The organism is Paenibacillus sp. Lou8.1 (assembly GCF_024213565.1).
Lineage (GTDB): Bacteria > Bacillota > Bacilli > Paenibacillales > Paenibacillaceae > Paenibacillus > Paenibacillus polymyxa_B.
Window position 1 is genome coordinate 24,952 of the sequence record NZ_JANAVN010000013.1, and the last position, 17,999, is coordinate 42,950.

General features: G+C 48.8%; 15 protein-coding genes. 1 reads left to right on the plus strand and 14 read right to left on the minus strand.

Annotated elements, in window-relative coordinates; all coding sequences use genetic code 11:
- Nucleotides 1-86: 86 nt before the first annotated feature.
- From NLX78_RS18440 to NLX78_RS18505, 14 genes are all read right to left on the minus strand, one after another.
- The gene (locus tag NLX78_RS18440; RefSeq protein ID WP_254351206.1) at nucleotides 87-488 is read right to left on the minus strand and encodes a sensory rhodopsin transducer; all 402 of its coding nucleotides are present in this window, start codon (nucleotides 486-488) and stop codon (nucleotides 87-89) included.
- Between the two features lie 51 nt (nucleotides 489-539).
- Complete coding sequence (locus NLX78_RS18445; protein WP_254351280.1) at nucleotides 540-1,574, minus strand: glycoside hydrolase family 88/105 protein; 1,035 nt, start codon at nucleotides 1,572-1,574, stop codon at nucleotides 540-542.
- A gap of 72 nt (nucleotides 1,575-1,646) precedes the next feature.
- Nucleotides 1,647-2,759 (minus strand): rhamnogalacturonan acetylesterase, encoded by a 1,113-nt coding sequence (locus tag NLX78_RS18450; RefSeq protein ID WP_254351281.1) that lies wholly within the window; start codon nucleotides 2,757-2,759, stop codon nucleotides 1,647-1,649.
- Nucleotides 2,760-2,872: 113 nt separating this feature from the next.
- Nucleotides 2,873-3,712 (minus strand): carbohydrate ABC transporter permease, encoded by an 840-nt coding sequence (locus NLX78_RS18455; protein ID WP_023987016.1) that lies wholly within the window; start codon nucleotides 3,710-3,712, stop codon nucleotides 2,873-2,875.
- A 5-nt stretch (nucleotides 3,713-3,717) separates the two neighbouring features.
- Entirely contained in the window at nucleotides 3,718-4,626 is a 909-nt protein-coding gene (locus tag NLX78_RS18460) for a carbohydrate ABC transporter permease (RefSeq protein WP_023987015.1), read from the minus strand.
- 237 nt (nucleotides 4,627-4,863) lie between these two features.
- Nucleotides 4,864-6,156, minus strand: coding sequence for an ABC transporter substrate-binding protein (locus NLX78_RS18465; RefSeq protein WP_069291103.1), 1,293 nt, complete (start codon nucleotides 6,154-6,156; stop codon nucleotides 4,864-4,866).
- 173 nt (nucleotides 6,157-6,329) lie between these two features.
- Nucleotides 6,330-7,892 (minus strand): response regulator transcription factor, encoded by a 1,563-nt coding sequence (locus tag NLX78_RS18470; protein ID WP_254351207.1) that lies wholly within the window; start codon nucleotides 7,890-7,892, stop codon nucleotides 6,330-6,332.
- Complete coding sequence (locus NLX78_RS18475) at nucleotides 7,870-9,600, minus strand: sensor histidine kinase (protein WP_254351282.1); 1,731 nt, start codon at nucleotides 9,598-9,600, stop codon at nucleotides 7,870-7,872. The genes NLX78_RS18470 and NLX78_RS18475 overlap by 23 nt, the downstream gene beginning before the upstream one ends.
- A 166-nt stretch (nucleotides 9,601-9,766) precedes the next feature.
- On the minus strand, nucleotides 9,767-10,009 hold the full coding sequence (locus tag NLX78_RS18480; protein WP_029515768.1) for a hypothetical protein: 243 nt from the start codon (nucleotides 10,007-10,009) through the stop codon (nucleotides 9,767-9,769).
- A gap of 37 nt (nucleotides 10,010-10,046) precedes the next feature.
- The gene (locus NLX78_RS18485) at nucleotides 10,047-10,913 is read right to left on the minus strand and encodes an inositol monophosphatase family protein (protein WP_254351208.1); all 867 of its coding nucleotides are present in this window, start codon (nucleotides 10,911-10,913) and stop codon (nucleotides 10,047-10,049) included.
- Nucleotides 10,914-11,087: 174 nt separating this feature from the next.
- Nucleotides 11,088-12,089: a UV DNA damage repair endonuclease UvsE gene (gene uvsE, locus NLX78_RS18490; protein WP_254351209.1), complete on the minus strand. Its 1,002-nt coding sequence runs from the start codon at nucleotides 12,087-12,089 to the stop codon at nucleotides 11,088-11,090.
- Between the two features lie 138 nt (nucleotides 12,090-12,227).
- A complete protein-coding gene (locus NLX78_RS18495) occupies nucleotides 12,228-12,551 on the minus strand; it encodes a hypothetical protein (RefSeq protein ID WP_254351210.1) in 324 nt (107 codons plus the stop codon).
- A 101-nt stretch (nucleotides 12,552-12,652) separates the two neighbouring features.
- Complete coding sequence (locus NLX78_RS18500) at nucleotides 12,653-13,741, minus strand: D-alanine--D-alanine ligase (protein WP_039270664.1); 1,089 nt, start codon at nucleotides 13,739-13,741, stop codon at nucleotides 12,653-12,655.
- A gap of 73 nt (nucleotides 13,742-13,814) precedes the next feature.
- A complete protein-coding gene (locus NLX78_RS18505) occupies nucleotides 13,815-14,810 on the minus strand; it encodes an amidase domain-containing protein (protein WP_254351211.1) in 996 nt (331 codons plus the stop codon).
- Nucleotides 14,811-15,230: 420 nt separating this feature from the next.
- Here NLX78_RS18505 and acnA point away from each other — a divergent pair, with 420 nt between their 5' ends.
- A complete protein-coding gene (gene acnA / locus NLX78_RS18510; RefSeq protein WP_254351212.1) occupies nucleotides 15,231-17,942 on the plus strand; it encodes an aconitate hydratase AcnA in 2,712 nt (903 codons plus the stop codon).
- Nucleotides 17,943-17,999: the final 57 nt, after the last annotated feature.

Sequence of the window (17,999 nt, forward strand, 5' to 3'; positions counted from 1 at the left end):
CTACATTGCCTGCAAAAAAAAGAAATCTCCCAGCTGCGCAATTCCAGCCGAGAGATTTCTTTTTTCACTTCTTAGTCTTCGTCGGATTAAATCGGGTACGCCATGACACTCATTAACGCCAATTCCGGCTGTGTCGTGTCCAATCTGCTATATTGTACGATGACGGGCACATCGCTATTGACCGTAATTGCGTAAGGAATACCTACCGGAATCCGTTCGCCGGATTTCTCCAACGAGGCTGTTCGGATATGACGGGTTCGTCTTCCTTCCACCACCTCGATCAATCCCTCCAATGGCTCGCGGTCTTCAAAATAGATGTCTATACTTAGATTTGCCACACGGCTCCCACAATTCAGCACGCATATACTCTCATGACTGAGCAGCTCTCCTCGGCTTTCCGGTGGAATATACCCATCGGGGATGACCCAGAATAGGCTGCCTCGCGGCTGATTAGCTACCTTTTCCTGAGAAAGTTCAGCATTTCCCATACTAGTGGCCTCCTTTACCCATCATACTTTTTGGCGCTTATGCCCCTTCTTCTAGCCGTACGGATTCTCCTTGGTACGCAACAGTTGAGCCAGAAAAGCAAGCGCCAATCCCTGCCCCCAGCCCTGAAGGCGTTTGTACGGAACGTTTCGATAGCCGTCAATATCGTTCATCACAGCAGTTCCAGCGGATACCCCCGTTACTGTGCCGTCGTCCTTAATGCGGGAAAGAATACCGTCGATCGCCTTTTGGGTGTATTTGTTAAACAATCTGCCTTGCATAAGCAAGGCAGTCACAATTCCTGCCGAGCCCGACGTTTCCAGATAAGAGGTATCATCGTTCAGCACCGTATGCCACAGCCCTTCCGGGGATTGCAGCCGCACCAGCGCATTGAGCTGGTCACGCAGCGAGCCGTCAATGATCATATAAGATGGATGCTGCACCTCCACCAATTTCAGCGCTTTTGCCATCGTGAGGGCTGCCCATGAATTGCCGCGCGCCCAATATATTCCTGACATCCGGCTTTGATTCGCATGATCCCATCCGTGATAATATAGATTCGTATCCGGGTCCTGCAAAAATTCTTCATGCCCGTGATATTGACGAACCCCATCCTCCCAATACTCCTTGTTGCCCAACAGATGACCGAGACGAAGCAAATAATAACCGGCCATAAACATCGTATCCACCCATGCTTGCTGCGGAAATACATCATGAAGTGAATTCACCGTATGCTGGAAAATGCCGTCGGCAAACCGCTCCGCTTTTTGGGCCAAAAATTCTGCCATCTCGATGGCAATATCAAGGTATTTTTGTTCACCTGTGGCCTGATAAAGCGTCAACAAACAGTGCCCGACAGAAACGCCGTTCACCGAGAGAGATGGAAGTCCGTCCTCAATATTTTCATCAACCCATTCTTTCAGCTTGGTCAAATACTTTTCGTTCCCTGTCGCTTCATACGCTTCGCATACTCCGTAAAAGGCGACTCCACCCGGCCAATCCCAGCTGTAGTGCATTTGAAAGGTGCGTTCTACGACCCGGTCGATCACCTGCTTAACTTGTTCTTCATCAAAAATCAATGCAGGCATTTCCACGTCTCCTCCTTTGGTAAGTTTCACGTGAGTTACCTCCTTGACGCCCGTACATGAAAAGGTCGTACTTCAACGTAAATACATGCGCAGCGGTTGCAAATCCAGTTCCTTCACAGCATCCACCACCATGTCTGCAATACGAACCGCACCATTCTCATGAAAATGTGTGTTATCCTCTAAGCCGCCGGAAAAGTTCATGTATTCACCAGGCAGCAGCCACATAAAAAGCTCTTTACTCTCTTCGGGACCCAGCTGCTCATATAACTCCTGCGTGCGGGCAGACAAATCAATTAGCGGCGCATTCGCTTCTTCCGCCAGTTCACGAACCGCTGTTACATAGTCACCATGTGTGTCAGATAGCGTACCATCTGCGTTAAAATAGCGACGATGTACGGGCGTGACCAGTACCGGGGTGGCCCCATGGCTTTTCGCTCCGTCGATGTAGAGGCGCAGATTCTCCTTGTAGGTTGTAAAAGCCTCTGTAGCCCGCTCTGGATCAGGCTTCTGATCATTATGGCCGAATTGAATGAACAGGAAGTCTCCTGCCTTTATTTCGCCCAAAATGACACCCAACCGTCCTTCGTCCACGAAGCTTTTGGAGCTTCGTCCCGATACGGCATGATTATCCACGCAGACATCATGCTTGAACAGGGCGGGCAAAGCCTGGCCCCAGCCAGTATACGGATAGCCGGATGCGTCCTGATCCGTAACCGTGGAATCTCCGGCTAGGAATAGCCGGAGGGTCTGTGGCGCTGGCGCAATCTCCAGCGCATTGAGCCGTGGCGCGGTGCCTGACACGGTGAGGCGTAGCTTGCCACCCCGGACTGGCACCGCAAACAGCGCTTCGGTGAACTGGCCCAGCAGCGTGTGTACTGGGGGCAGCATGTGCTTGCCTTCACCAGCCTTGAATCGCGTGAGCGTTTCCGCCTGCGAATCGCCGACCAGTATAGTGACGAGATATATCCCGTCTGGCACATCTGCAACAAATGCAGCGTTCAGTGGAATACAAAAGCTGCTTCGTAGCCGCGTGCGTGCATCCTTGGCTGCACTCTGCCTTTTTCGACCGTACACATGCTCCGTAGTCTCGAAGCCATAGCCCTGTTCAGTTGTATATAAGCAATCGGGAGGCACTCCTTTGTAGCCATCCGCGGGCTCCCCCGGACCAAAATCAAACTTCCACAATGTACTCACCTCTCAGCCATCGCCCTCAAATCCCGTCCATTCAAACGTACAAACCCGGATGCCTTCCATTTCCACTCGTAAGCTTCATATCCTCACGCTATGGATTTTGGATCTTACCCCTTCAAACCACTCGTACTCATTCCTTCTACAATTTGCTTCTGGAATGCGAAGAATACAGCGATAACTGGAAGCAGGCTTAGGATAGACATCGCGAACATTCCTCCCCAGTTGGAAGCCGACTCGCTGTCGAGGAACATCTTGAGTGCAATAGATACGGTATATTTCTCCGGCGAATTCAGATACAGTACCGGACCAAGCAAATCCTCCCACTTCCAGTAGAAAGAGAAGATTGCCGCTGTAGCCAACGACGATTTGAGTAAGGGTAAAATAATTCTGAAATACAGCCGGAACTTGCCGCATCCGTCAATCGTCGCCGCTTCATCCAACTCTGCTGGAATCGTCCGTATAAACTGCACCATCAGAAAGATGAAGAACGGCATCCCGAAAAAGGAGGGTACCACCAACGGTAAGATCGTATTGATCCAACCGAGCTTGGTGAAAATAATATATTGCGGTACCAGTACCACATCCCCTGGTAGCATAAGTGTCACCATCATCAAAGCAAACCACAAGTTACGCCCTTTGAATTTCAAGCGTGCGAAGCCAAATGCGATCAAAGAAGAGGAAAGCACAGCTCCAATCGTTGAAATCACCACAATCGTGAGCGAGTTTAGAATGTACGTGCCAAAGTTGTAGCCAGTTGTCCCTTTCCAGCCTGTTACATAGTTTTGCCAGATCCATTCAGTAGGGAAAAGCGAGGATGCCGTGACGAATATCGTCCGACTTTCTTTAAACGAGCTGAACAGCATCCAAAAAACGGGATACAGCATCAGGAGCGCCAGTGCAGCAACCAGTATGTGATAAATTGGCCATTTGACTGTTTTCCATGCCATCGGTATCAGCGCCCCTTTTCCGTTTCATAAAATACCCAGTATCTGGAGGTTATAAATAAAATCGCTGTCAGTATCCCAATCATAATGAGCATGACCCAAGCCATGGCTGCCGCATATCCCATGTTGCTGAACATAAACGCCTGCCGGAACAGATACAGTGAATGCAGCATCGTTCCATCCATCGGGCCTCCTTCGCCCTTAGAAATAACATAAGCCGGGACAAAGGTCATAAAAGCGCTGATCGTCTGCATAATCAGATTAAATAGAATAATGGGGCTAAGCAACGGCAGCGTAATACTGAAAAATTTTCGTACTGGCTTAGCGCCATCTACACTGGACGCCTCGTACAATTCAACAGGAATGTTCTTCAAACCTGCCAGAAAAATCAGCATGGAGGAGCCAAATTGCCATACGGACAGGGTGATCAGCATCGTAAGCGAAGCATCCGGATCACCAAACCATTTCACCGGAGTCGCCCCTAAGGTCGAAAGCAGGCTGTTCACTATGCCGTTATTACTGAAAATGTTCCGCCACATAATGGATACCGCAACGCTACCTCCGATAATCGACGGCAGATAGTACATTGTCCGATAGGTGCCGACCATGCGCGATTTGGTATTCAAAATCATAGCCACAAACAACGCGAAAATCAGTCGCAACGGTACACCGACCAGCACATACGTAAACGTGACCCTGATCGAATTCCAGTATTTCGGGTCGCCTGTGAACATTTTTTCGAAGTTACCCAGACCAATCCATTTGGGCGGAGTGAAAAGGTTGTAGGTGGTAAAGGACAGATACAGCGAAATAAACATTGGAATTAACGTAAACGCCAGAAAGCCCACAATAAACGGGCTGATAAACGCATATCCGGTCATATTGGCTTTCAAGCTCTGATGATTTCGCAAGCTCATCAAGCCTCCCTTCTGTCGCATTTAAAGAAATAGAAAAACTTTATGTTGTTAATAATTCGTTGTTATATGAATATTATTGTGATGTCTGCAAAGGGTGCTTATGCAGTTGGTTCGTCGAATCAACCGTGCGCAATCATGCTTTGGACTACGCACGGTTAACTTAACGAAACGTTCCTTCGATCTTGTCGTTCTTATGCTAAAACGATGTCAGATACCCTAAAGGTCTCATTGCACTCATTATTGCTTGTTATTCGCAAGGATAGTATTCGCATCAGCCCGGAATTTGGCCGCTGCGTCTTCAGCCGTCATCTGTCCGAAATTGACCTGCTCAATATAATCGGTCAGAGTCGCAATCACTTCCGGCGATCCGACTGGTGGCGGCGGGCTCATTGGAGAAGCCTTCGGCTCCATGGAAGCTACAAATTCAAACACCTGCTTCGTAGGCTCGCTTAACTCTGGCGCAACAGCCTCCTTGATTTTGGAGGAAATCGGCACGCCCCGTTCGCCTTTAATCAATTTATTCGCTTCTACATCATTCATCCAGAAATCAATAAACTTTGCGGCCTCATCCTTCACCTGTGAACGGGAAGCAACCGTCCAGTACATCGTAGGCTGCATGTATACTCCTTTTTCCATATTCGGCCCAAACATTGGAGCCAGTGCCATTGGGCGGTTAACAACCTGCTGTAAGCCCACATACTGATTGGACCACTGCCAAATGCCGATGCCTGTTCCTTTTACGATATCGGATTCCTCAAGAATCCCCTTGGTCTGGTTCATAATTTCAGGAGGTGGGGTCGCTCCCTTCTTAATCAGATCAGCCAATCCGCTGAAGAAGTCAACAAACAGCTTATCATCGTCATACCCCAATCCTGTTCCTTCCGCATTGTAGAGAGTCTTTCCTTGCGTACGCAAATAGTAGTGGAAGAAAATATCAGCAGCCATCGAGCTGTCAAAGTATACTTTATTGGAACCCGCTTTTAAAGCCAGTTCTTTGTATTGATCCCATGTCCAGTTGTCAGGAATTTTGTCTATGCCTGCTTTTTTGAGCAGCGCCGGGTCATACTGGAAACCCAGAACATTGACACCGGTTGGGATACCATATTGCTTTCCAGCAATTACGCCGGTTTTGAGTACATTTTCGGTCACATCAGCGACCTGAATTTTTTGATTCAAGTAAGGCGCGAGATCCTCCAGTTGACCATTTTTCGCATATTGGCTAATGTACGAAATGTCCATTTGCACGATATCAGGCAACTGATTAGCCGCAGCCTGCGGGGCGAGCTTTTTCCAATAGTCATCAAAAGAGGCATATTCCACATCAATCGTTACATTTGGATTTTTCTGCTTATACAAATCAACGACCTTCTGCGTGTATTCATGACGCGTATCCGATCCCCACCAAGCGATACGTAACTTTACTTTCCCGTCTGCACTTGTGCCCGAATTGCTGCCGCCGTCCGCTCCGCTACATGCCGTCGTCAAAACGAGCAGCATCGCTATGATCAGAAACCATCCCTTTTTGCCCACCTATCTCTCCCCTTTTCGCTGTTCTAGAAAGGAGCCAAATCACGAGTGACAACGCATTTACGCAATTTTGATAGCGTTTACATTAGCTCCTGTTGTTATTTTCCCAAAAGCAGAGAAACATTGGAATACACAAATCAGGTTTCCTAGGTTTAAAAAACAGTGGGGCCATCAGCTCATCCCCGTTCATGTGATTTAATGTACTCGGAAGGCGTCATACCCGCCCACTTTTTGAACACCTGGCTAAAATATTGCGCGTTCCCACCGAAGCCGAACCATTCGGCCAGCTCAAACACCTTCACGTCTCCGGTCTCTCGAATATGCTCAGCCGCACGTTCGATCCGATAACGATTGACGTAGTGTGAAAAGTTTTCGCCTGTCACTTTTTTGAAAATTTTTCCTAAGTAGTCGGAATTCATATACAGCATTTGACCTGCCACTCCGTTCAGCGACAGATCGGATTTTCTGTAGTTTTGCTCAATAATAGTGATCATTTTATCAACGGTGGAAGATTGGCGATACACATTACTTTTATAATAGATTGCGGTCATTCGTTCGGCAGCTTCCTGTACAAAAGATTTGAGACATGCCAGCGTTTTTTGCTCTGCCAGCACCACCATTCGGCTCGTAAACGCCGCACGCTCTTCTTCAGGGCATATACGGATCATAGCGGCATAGAGCTGAAGCACATAGGAGCGGGTCACGGAGATTTCCAGCTTCATCCGGGACAGAATACCGAACAACCGATCCACTTCCTGTGCAACCTCCACCGTATTTCCAGCCTTGATTAGCAGACCGAACTTCTCCTCGTCCAGCTCCAAATCTGCCATCTCCCGGGTATCCTCAGCCGCTAAATCCTCCTTCGTAATCAAACTGCCCTCCCCGGTGTAAAAACGGTGATTCATACAATGCAGTGTCTCCCGGTACATCCCCCGTGAATGCTGCATACTATCCGACTCACTAACTGCGATTGTTACCTCCAGCTTGTAAAAGCGATGAAATGTCGCACGTACCGCTTCAATCTGTTTCATAAACCGTGACGTGTCATCCTCCTCACTTTCCAGCACGATGAGCAATTGCCCCTGCATGGTCGTACTGAGCAAGACATCATCCATCAAATCTGCCGCTATATTTTGCAATGCAAACAAATGCTCCGGCTCATGGGATTCCTCCACCCGCAGCAGCAGCATTCGAACCTGCTTATCTTGCAATTCAATTCCGAATAATCGCTCATAAAATGCGATATCACGGCTACCGTAAGTTTTATAGGAAATAAACTCCTTCAAAAAGTGTTCCTTCACATGAGGCAGCATACGCTGAAAATCTAGCTTCATCCGGTTTACAAACTGCTTGCGTTCTTCCTGCTCCTCCCGCTCCTGCCCCAACTCGGTCAGAGCCTCATGAATTTGCCGCTCATTGCATGGCTTCAACAAGTAGTGCTTCACCCCGTATTGCATGGCCCGACAGGCATAATCAAAATCTTTGTAACCAGACAACAGAATGAAACGGACGTCTGGAAAATGCTCCGTCGTTTTGGCAACCAGTCCGATGCCGTCCAATCCAGGCATAGAGATGTCGCTAATCACAAAATCAGGCGGGCTGGCCTGAATCTGATCATAAGCCTCAATCCCGTTACGTGCCGTACCAACCAATCTCGTTCCCGCTTTCCCCCAATCAACCACCTGTGATATGCCTTCCAAAATCATACGCTCATCATCAACCAGTAGCACCTTGTACACGACCCTGATCCCCTTTCACATATGGAATACAGACATGAATCGACGTTCCTGTTCCTGACTCGCTATGCAGCTCTATCCCCCAAGGTGTACCAAATGTCAGGTTAATCCGTTCCTGAATATTCGTAAGTCCAATGCCCTGCCCACGAGTCATGACCTGCCCGCTCCGCAGCTTTTCCAAGAAATCCGGCGTCATTCCGGGTCCGTCATCTTCAACTCGCAGAAATAAAGCCCCCTCGCTTTCTCTCACAATAATAGCAATCCGACAGGGTTCAATTCGCGGCTCCAGCGCATAATGAATGGCATTCTCCACCAAGGGCTGAAGCGTTAGCTTCGGAATTTGTGCATCCATCAGTTCTTCCGGGACATCCAGATGGAAAACGAGACGTTCATCAAAACGTGTTTTTTGGATCGTTACGTAGCTCCTTACAATATCCAGTTCTTTTCGAAGCGGAATCAGCTGCTCTTCAAAACTGACCGCACTACGCAATAGAAAAGCAAGTGCTTCCACCATCTCTGAAATCTGATCCTGCTTATTGGCCTTGGCGAGCCAGTTCACGGATTCCAGTGTGTTGTATAAAAAATGTGGATTAATCTGTGCCTGTAATGCCTTTAGCTCTGTTTCCCGCAGTAATAGCTGCTTGGCAACATTCTCATTAATGAGCTCACGAATGCGGCGAATCATTTTCTTATATGTCCGATGTAACAAGCCTACCTCATCCTGTGTGGAAAGGGGGACGGCGCCAAGTGCTTCTTCTTCCAAACGGTCGAGATCGCCTTTTTCTATTTTACGCATGTTCTGGATTAATTGAACAATCGGTTTGGTAATGCTCCCTGACAACCTAGCCCCCAGTGCCAATGCGATAAGAAGCATAATTACAAAAATAGCGCTTACAACTTCTTTAATGATCGTAATACTGCGAAACATATCATCGAAGGGGGTCATATGCAAATACGTCCACCCCGTATAAGAGGATTTGATTTGAGCAGCGAAAAAGGTTCCTCCTGAGTAGGTCGCAATCCCGTAAGGCTGCTTTCGGCCAAGCTCGGCCTGAATATCACTCTCACTCAAAAGTGGTGTTTCGGGATAAATCATCCGTCTTCCATCTGTAATCATCAGTTGTCCGTCACGGCCGGAGGTCTGCACACGATCCGCTACAATTCGGTCAATTCGCACACGAATCGCAAGCGTTCCGAGCCCATTCAGTGTAAAATTGGAATCGGTAAAGGATTTGAACTGCCGAGCGGCCAGCAAGGAGGAATGGCCTGCCGCATACCATGCATTGGAACCGTCATGTTCGTCTGCCAGCTCCGACAGGGTGGATCGAAGCTCCTGGGGAATACCTTCGCGGTTGCCCGCGCTCATGACCTGTCCCTCTTTATCGATTACTATCATAGAATAGACATAGGTCTCAGAGCCGGCAAAGGCGACGAGCCTATTCGTTATTTTTTTACGCAGCACCATTTTGGTATAAGGTGACGTTTCCTTTTCCAATTGCAGCAAATAACGTTGAAGCTGCTCGTCCGTTGTTACCTTGAAAGTAACTTTTTCCACATCCTTCAGCTCATTTTCTATGCCGATTGAAGAAATATTGAGTACTTCGGATGTTTTTTTGTACATTTGATTATCATAAATATGAAATACGTACTTAAGTATGACTGCAACAACTGCAAAATTAACCAGCATAAGCACCGTAATCAGCAGTACCATTTTATGATGGATTCCAGCATTTTTGTAAGCGCTTTTAAAGTAGGTAATCAGTGAATGTCGCCTCCTTCGCTCATCCTGCCCGGTCCAGCCCAAAATGGAGAAAACTCTATATATCATACAAAATACCCCATGCCTTGGTCATTCGGCAAGAGGTATTTGTATTTGCTTAGCGTTGATCGGTTGGTTTCGATTTGTCCGCCTTGCTCATATATTCGTCGTATCGGTCATCAAGTTCCCGTGCCATACTCCGGTATTTACGCGTCTCCTCAACAATGGGATCGATATGAGTCTGAACCCGCACCTCATATTTAGGACTGAGTCTTTCCCGCTTCTGGGCCTCATTCTCACGAATTTCGCCTTCCGTCAGCAGTTCACTGAGCTGGCGTTCCAATTCTTCGGATTGGCTCATCGCGATTTCCTCCTTCATGATGATGTTCTACGTAGAATTATAACCCGGTTGCGTCTGCTTCTTTCAGCACTTGAATAAGTTGAGAATGAATAGCTGTATTCGTCGCTGCAATATGCCGTACACTCAGGTCATAAGGTCTGCCCAATGTATCGGTAATGGTGCCGCCTGATTCCTGTACCAGCAAAGCGCCCGCTGCCACATCCCACGCATTCAAACCAATTTCGCAATAAGCCGACAGCCGTCCTGATGCTACATAAGCCAGATGCAATGCTGCCGAGCCCAGCGCCCGAATGCCGCGTACCTGAGGTGTAAGAACCTGCGTAATTTTCATATTTAGCGGTTGTGCATACGTACGATCCGGCGGGAAGCCGATGCACACCAGACTATCTCCCAGTGTTTCTTCTCTCGATGCTTGCATGCGATTGCCATGTACATAAGCGCCTTTTCCTTTTTCCGCTACAAACATTTCATCACGGGACGGATCATAAATAACCCCGACAATCACCTCTCCACGATGGGCCAATGCAATAGACACACTGTAATACGGCAGACTGTGTACAAAATTGGTAGTCCCATCTACCGGATCAATAATCCATAGATATTCCTGTTCACGGGCAGCCTCTAATGCGCGGGCCGAAGCTTCGGCTCCCGGCTCTACACTCTCTTCACCCAAAATAGTATGATCGGGAAAATGGGTCAGAATCAGTCTGCGAATCATTTGCTCTGCACCTTTATCTACCTCGGTCACTAGATCCGTAGGAGACTGTTTGGTATTCAAATGTTCAACAGTTCCCAGCCTGCTTTTAATCCATTCCCCGGCTTTGGATGCCGCGTTAATAGCCACGGCAGTATAGCTTTTTCCTGATACGATATAGGGAACCTTTTCGTTTTCATTTTCGTTCAACGTGTTCACTCTACTTTCTATATCATTGTTACGTGGTTTACGAAGCTGCTCTACAACACAGTCTCTTAACCATCTCTGTTTCAGTACAAGTTTGCTAGTTTACACATTCTAGTATACACAATAAGCTGCATAAAGTTTCTCTAAATGGGAGCTTTATCCGCAAAATGCTACTTTCTAAGGCATAATTTCTACGGAAGCTCCATCCAGCACTTTAACCCCATTAGCTTCCTGAAGGCGCAGTTCATTCATCAACCCGAATAACGCTTCATCCTTAAGTTTGGCTTCAAGCATGACATCAATCCGATCCGTATATCCGGCAATATTGCGCAAAAAGGTAAGCAACGGCTCCACTAGAACACCGTCCGCATGGCCCCGAGGATCTTTTTCACTTTTGGGGCTGGACGCATGGATTTTGGGCGGCAATGGATGATCCACAGAAGATCCGGCTTGGGCCAATTCCCCTTTCCAGGTATCCAAAATATCCGGCCATAGCTCCCACGGCTTTTCCCCCTCATTATTCACCCATTGATGATGAATATCGAGAACCATCGGTAACCCCGTCAATTTGCAAGCCTCCAGCGTTTCCACCGCATTGAACGTTTTATCATCATTTTCCAGCGTTAACCGTTCTCTTAATGAAAGATCCAGAGCACTAACCTGCTCTACAAAACGCTGGCCTGAGGTCACCTTATCTCCGTATGCACCACCAATATGAATGTTGTTTTTGGCTTCGGCACCGAGTCCCATGGCCTCCAGCATCGCTTTGTGGTACTTCAGATCATTAATGGAGCTCTGCAACACCTCAGGACGGGGAGTGCTTAACACTGTAAAATGATCGGGGTGAAACGATACCCTCATCTTATTCGCCCTGACATAGTTCCCAACCTCTGCAAAGTCAGCAGCAAGCGCCTCAAAAGGGTCCCAATCCCGCAGATCCTGATGGGTCGCGAGCGGAATCAGCTTGGATGAGAAACGATAGACCTGGATATCACTCGCGCGATTATGGCGCAGCAGCCTCAAAGTATTATGGAGATTTTCGGCTGCTATCCGTTCTAGCTTGCGGATTGCAGCTTCTCGGTCTCCAATCTTGTTAAAGCTGCTCAATGTCATGGTTTTAGAGGGGGATGCATTTTGAACGGTAACCGACATGGCTACATAACCGAACCTTACGATCATAGGGTGTCTTCCTTTCAGCAGTCGCAGTAGATGGTAAGGTCGCTTTCGTTCAGTGACCTAAAACCCTTTTCTACTGATCATACCCGGAAAAGCACCTGCTGATTCGGTGTTATCGCACAAATTGCAATAAGAAAACAGCTAGGATTGCTGCTGTGCTCCAAAAAACATTTCATCCGCCAATGCGGTCTGAATTCTTGATTCCTCTTCATTCAGCTTACGAATGAGGATCATTTCAACTTCGGTCACTTCATCGCCTTGGAAATTAATTTCGGCGATACAGCCCATAATCTGCACGATGGCTACTGCCACGTTGTCCACGCTGTAAGCGATGACCTTCTGGCCTGTCGGAAACACGCGCAGCCCGGATTTAACCATTTTGCCACGTCCGTATTCCAGTAGTTCGTATAGTTCTTGCTCGCTCTTGAATTTGCACACGGAGTTAAATTCAGTTTGAAAGCCCATGTGTAACCGCCACCTTTCATCATTAAGGGTTTAGTGCAGTGCTCAAAGATATGCCATATATATGAACAAAAAGGAGAGTGATCAGCTCCCCTTTGTTTCGTTTATGAGTTCTCGTAGTGCAGTGCCGACCTGCGCTCATAACGCTCCAATGCAAGAGCAATCATGCGATCCAGCAGACTTGCATAGGATACGCCAGTTTCTCTCCACAGCAATGGATACATACTGAACGGTGTAAAGCCAGGCATCGTATTCACTTCATTAATAAGGATATGTCCGTCCGAGCGTCTGACGAAGAAATCGGCACGGGAAATCCCGCAGCCTTCCAGAGCACGGAATGCTTGCAATGCGGCTTCACGAATACGATCTGCCACTTCCTCATCCAACGGTGCCGGAATGAGCATTTCCGATTGGCCATCCGTATATTTGGCAGCGTAATCGTAATAATCACTCGACGATACAATTTCACCCGGTACCGAGGCAATCGGCTCATCATTGCCAAGTACGCTGACCTCAATCTCACGGGCATCGACGTACTCCTCGACAATCACCTTTAGGTCAAATTGCAAAGCCAGATCTACAGCCTTTTCCAGCTCTTCTCGGTTACTGGCTTTGGAAATACCGACACTTGATCCCAGATTGGCCGGTTTGACAAAGCAAGGATAACCTAGCTCGGTTTCCATGTTACGTACCAGATCATGACTGGTTTGGGCCCACTGTGTACTATTAAAATAACAGTATTTCACTTGCGGCAATCCTGCATGCTCAAACAGCTTCTTCATGACGCCTTTATCCATACCTGCTGCTGAAGCCAGCACTCCTGCACCGACATAGGGCATATCCGCCATTTCGAACAGACCCTGAATCGTTCCGTCCTCGCCAAAGGTACCGTGTAGCAACGGAAACAGCACATCCAGCGTCTGCTCTCCGTACAGCTTGCCGAACAATGTATCTAATGCCGCCTTGGTGCCGCCCTCTGCGCGTTCCAGCTTCAATTGCTCTACAGAAGCCAGAGGAGCGCTTAATAGCGCCCCTCTACGCCAATCGCCAGCCTTCGTAATATAAAAAGGAATAATCTCGTATTTCTCATAGTTAAAAGCGTTCATTACCGCATACGCCGTTTGCAGCGAAACCTCATGTTCGCCCGATTTGCCACCGTACACTAGCCCTACGGTCAATTTTTGATTTGCCATGCCTATCCTCCGCTTTCCTGCTTTCGTCATTGTGACTGATTTGCATCACTGTACCTGTTATCCACCATCTCATTTAAAAATAGTCGGCGATGTGATAAAAGCGATATACCGTGTTGTCCGTCCACGCATACGAATTTTTATAGTCCCAATAACGATGTCTGGAGCTTACCGTATGTGCATTGACTAGCGGCATGCCGCCCGCATCAAAGGCCGTGACCACCGTGCTGTGCTGGAAGGTTCCGTCACCATCCCAATCGTAAAAAATGACATCCCCCAGCATGAGCTGCTCTGGGCGACTCACCTGCTCAGCAGTTAACCCCCATGAGCTGGAGCCCAAATACCGCTCCAGACTGTTGGAAACTGCCCAACTGTAGCTCCACAGCTCATTTCCGGCGACCCGTCCTTTATACCACCAGCCCGATTCTCTTTTACCAGTATAGTGGATCGGTGCTCCCCCTGCAAAGAGGCATTGCGAGATATAATTGGTGCAATCCACATCAAAACCTTCAAACTCCGGATTGAAGCTATCCCACCACTGATCTGCATAGGCCGCTGCTTCTTCGCGGCGATATCGGCTGGGACGTGCTGATGAGCCGAAGCCCAGCACACCGCGATTCAGCAGCGGCAGATTTCCTCCTTGATTAAACGAAGCCTGTTCAAATGGAACCTCTCCTCCCGCTGGCTTCCTTTCTGCCGGATCGCGCTCAATTCTCGCTACCTGCCAGGCTTCACCCTCGCGTGTGAACGTCAGACGCTCCCGTTCAATCCGATCCTCCCGGTGAGTCATCCCACCCTTCTCATAAAAGAGTCGGACATGCAGTTGTACATCTACCACAGCCTCATCCGGGGTATCCTGCACGATTCGTAGCGGCTTGGCGCGTGTCTCGCTGCGTAGGGGAACAGCATCCCGTTCGTTGTACCACTGCTCCAATCTGGCCGCACGTGCTGCTCGTTCCATCCGCTGACCCACCTCCAGATACTCATCCGGCTGCGGTACACCATTCACTTCACTGCGATTGTATTGATTCACGTAAGCAAAAAGGGCCTGTTTCCATTCCCGCTCCCCCATCCCAATCCCTCCATATTCGTCCCGCTATCCTTTTCCGGGGATAACCGGAATGATGTATAACTTCCTTTCTTGCCTCTCTGGTCTGAAATGCTCTCTATCTATAAGTATGAATCTCTAAAGCTTGGTATGAACATCGAAACGCGAGGGAGCGGAACGTTTTATTTTCCAATCTGCAACGCATCATTTAGGCCAAAAAAACTTTACGGAACCGTCTGAAAACGGTATACTTAATCCAAAAGCAATCATTTTGAAATCATGTTTCATCTAATGAAACAAATTACATTCATCTCAACCTCTAACACGTTATGAACCACTGAAGATGTAATTGAGAACGCAACCAATTTAAACCAACTGTGCAAGACGTCGAAAAAACGACATCCCTATTTTCCCCCAAGCATCCACTTCAAGGAGGTAATACTTATGTCAGGAAAAGATCAATTCTCCATCGCCCGTAGTCTGGAAGTTAACGGGAAGCCTTATCGCTACTACAGTCTTAAGGCACTGGAGGAACAAGGAAAAGGCGGTATCGCCAAGCTGCCTTTCTCCATTAAAGTATTGCTGGAAGCCGCGGTTCGACAGTTTGACGGTCGCGCCATTACAGAAGAACATGTGCAACAGCTGACAGGCTGGGCTGAGGATCGGGACACCAACAAGGAGATTCCGTTCATTCCTGCACGCATCGTGCTACAGGATTTTACCGGTGTCCCGGTGGTTGTCGATTTGGCAGCTATGCGTGATACGGTGAAAAAAGCAGGCGGGGACCCGAAGCAAATCAATCCGCTCGTTCCCGTCGATCTCGTTATCGACCACTCGGTCATGGTCGATGCTTTCGGTACCCGTGATGCGCTGGATTACAATATTAATGTAGAGTTTGAACGCAACGAGGAGCGTTACCGTTTTCTGCGTTGGGCGCAAACGGCGTTCAACAACTTCCGGGCCGTTCCGCCATCCACCGGTATCGTCCATCAGGTCAATCTGGAGTATCTCGCCTCCGTTGCCGCTACCAAAACCATTGACGGTGAAACGGTCGTCTTTCCAGATTCCCTCGTAGGAACAGACTCCCATACCACGATGATTAACGGGCTGGGTGTTGTAGGCTGGGGTGTCGGCGGGATTGAAGCAGAGGCGGGTATGCTGGGGCAGCCGCTGTATTTTGTCACTCCCGATGTGATCGGCTTCAAACTGACAGGCAGCCTGTCGGAAGGCTCTACTGCCACCGATCTGGCGCTCACTGTTACGCAAATGCTGCGTAAAAAAGGCGTAGTCGGCAAATTCGTGGAATTTTACGGGCCTGGTCTGGCAAACATCAGCTTGGCTGACCGTGCGACAGTTGCCAACATGGCACCGGAATACGGCGCAACGATTGGCTTCTTCCCGGTCGATGCGGAAACGCTAGCCTACCTGCGCAGCACCGGACGTTCTGATGAGCAAGTAAGCCTCGTAGAGGAATATTACAAAGCCCAAGGCATGTTCCGCACATCCGATACACCGGACCCTGTGTTCAGCGATACGATTGAGCTTGATCTGGCTTCGGTAGTACCGAGTCTCGCCGGACCCAAACGTCCGCAGGACCGTGTTGAGCTTAGCCGCATGAAAGAAACGTTTGAAGGCATTATCCGTACCCCGGTGGACAAAGGCGGCTATGGACTGAGCGATGAAAAAATCGCACAGAAGATTCCGCTGACCCATCCGGACGGCTCCACCAGCGAGTTGGGTACAGGAGCAGTCGTTATTGCGGCGATCACAAGCTGCACGAATACCTCCAATCCAAGCGTTATGCTCGGTGCGGGCTTGCTGGCCAAAAAAGCAGTACAGCGCGGGCTCAAAAAGCCAGGCTATGTTAAAACAAGCTTGACACCAGGCTCCCTCGTCGTGACGGAATACCTGCAAAAAGCCGGATTAATCGGACCGCTCGAAGCCCTCGGCTTCCATGTAGCTGGCTACGGCTGCGCAACCTGTATTGGTAACTCCGGCCCACTTCCTGACGAAGTGAGTCAAGCCATCACAGACAATGATTTGACGGTTGGCGCAGTTATTTCCGGCAACCGGAACTTTGAAGGCCGTGTGCATGCGCAGGTCAAAGCCAACTATCTCGGCTCACCGCCACTGGTTGTCGCTTATGCGCTGGCAGGCACAGTGAACATTGATTTGGTGAATGATCCTCTCGGTTACGATCAGGACAATCAACCAGTCTACCTGAAAGACATCTGGCCCACTTCCGAGGAAATCAAGGAAGCCATCAGCCTGTCTCTCAGCCCGGATATGTTCCGTCGCAAATACGAAAATGTATTTACTGCCAACGAAAAATGGAACTCCATTCCGGTTCCTGAAGGCGAATTGTATGAATGGGATGAAAACTCAACTTATATTCAAAACCCGCCGTTCTTTGAAGGACTTCAGGATGGCGTACAAGATATCAAGGAAATCCGTAATGCCCGTGTGCTTGCCCTGTTGAATGATTCGGTCACGACGGACCATATCTCACCAGCAGGCAACATTGCCCCTTCCAGCCCCGCAGGACTGTATTTGAAGGAGCATGGCGTGGAACGCAAGGACTTCAACTCCTACGGCTCACGTCGCGGTAACCACGAGGTCATGATGCGCGGTACATTCGCCAACATCCGTATCCGCAACAATGTGGCTCCAGGCACCGAGGGCGGCGTGACCAAATACTTGCCAACGGATGAGGAAATGTCCATCTATGATGCATCCATGAAATATCAGGCAGCCGATCAGAACCTGATCGTCATTGCTGGTAAGGAATACGGCACAGGCAGCTCTCGTGACTGGGCGGCCAAAGGTACGCTTCTGCTGGGCGTTAAGGCTGTCATTGCCGAAAGCTTCGAGCGGATTCACCGCAGTAACCTGGTCGGCATGGGTGTATTGCCTCTGCAATTCCAGGAGGGTTATGGCTGGTCCAGCTTGGGCCTCAATGGCCGCGAAACCTTTGACATCCTCGGCATTAACAATGACGTGAAGCCTGGTCAAGAGCTTACGGTTGTGGCTAAACGCGAGGATGGCACGAAGTTCGAATTCCCGGTCATTGCCCGTCTGGACAGCACTGTCGATATCGACTACTACCACAACGGTGGTATTCTGCAAACCGTATTGCGTCAGATGATTCAAGAGTAAAGAGCGTATAAATAACGAAATCCCCTCCAAATGCAGTGGAAACTGCGAATTGAGAGG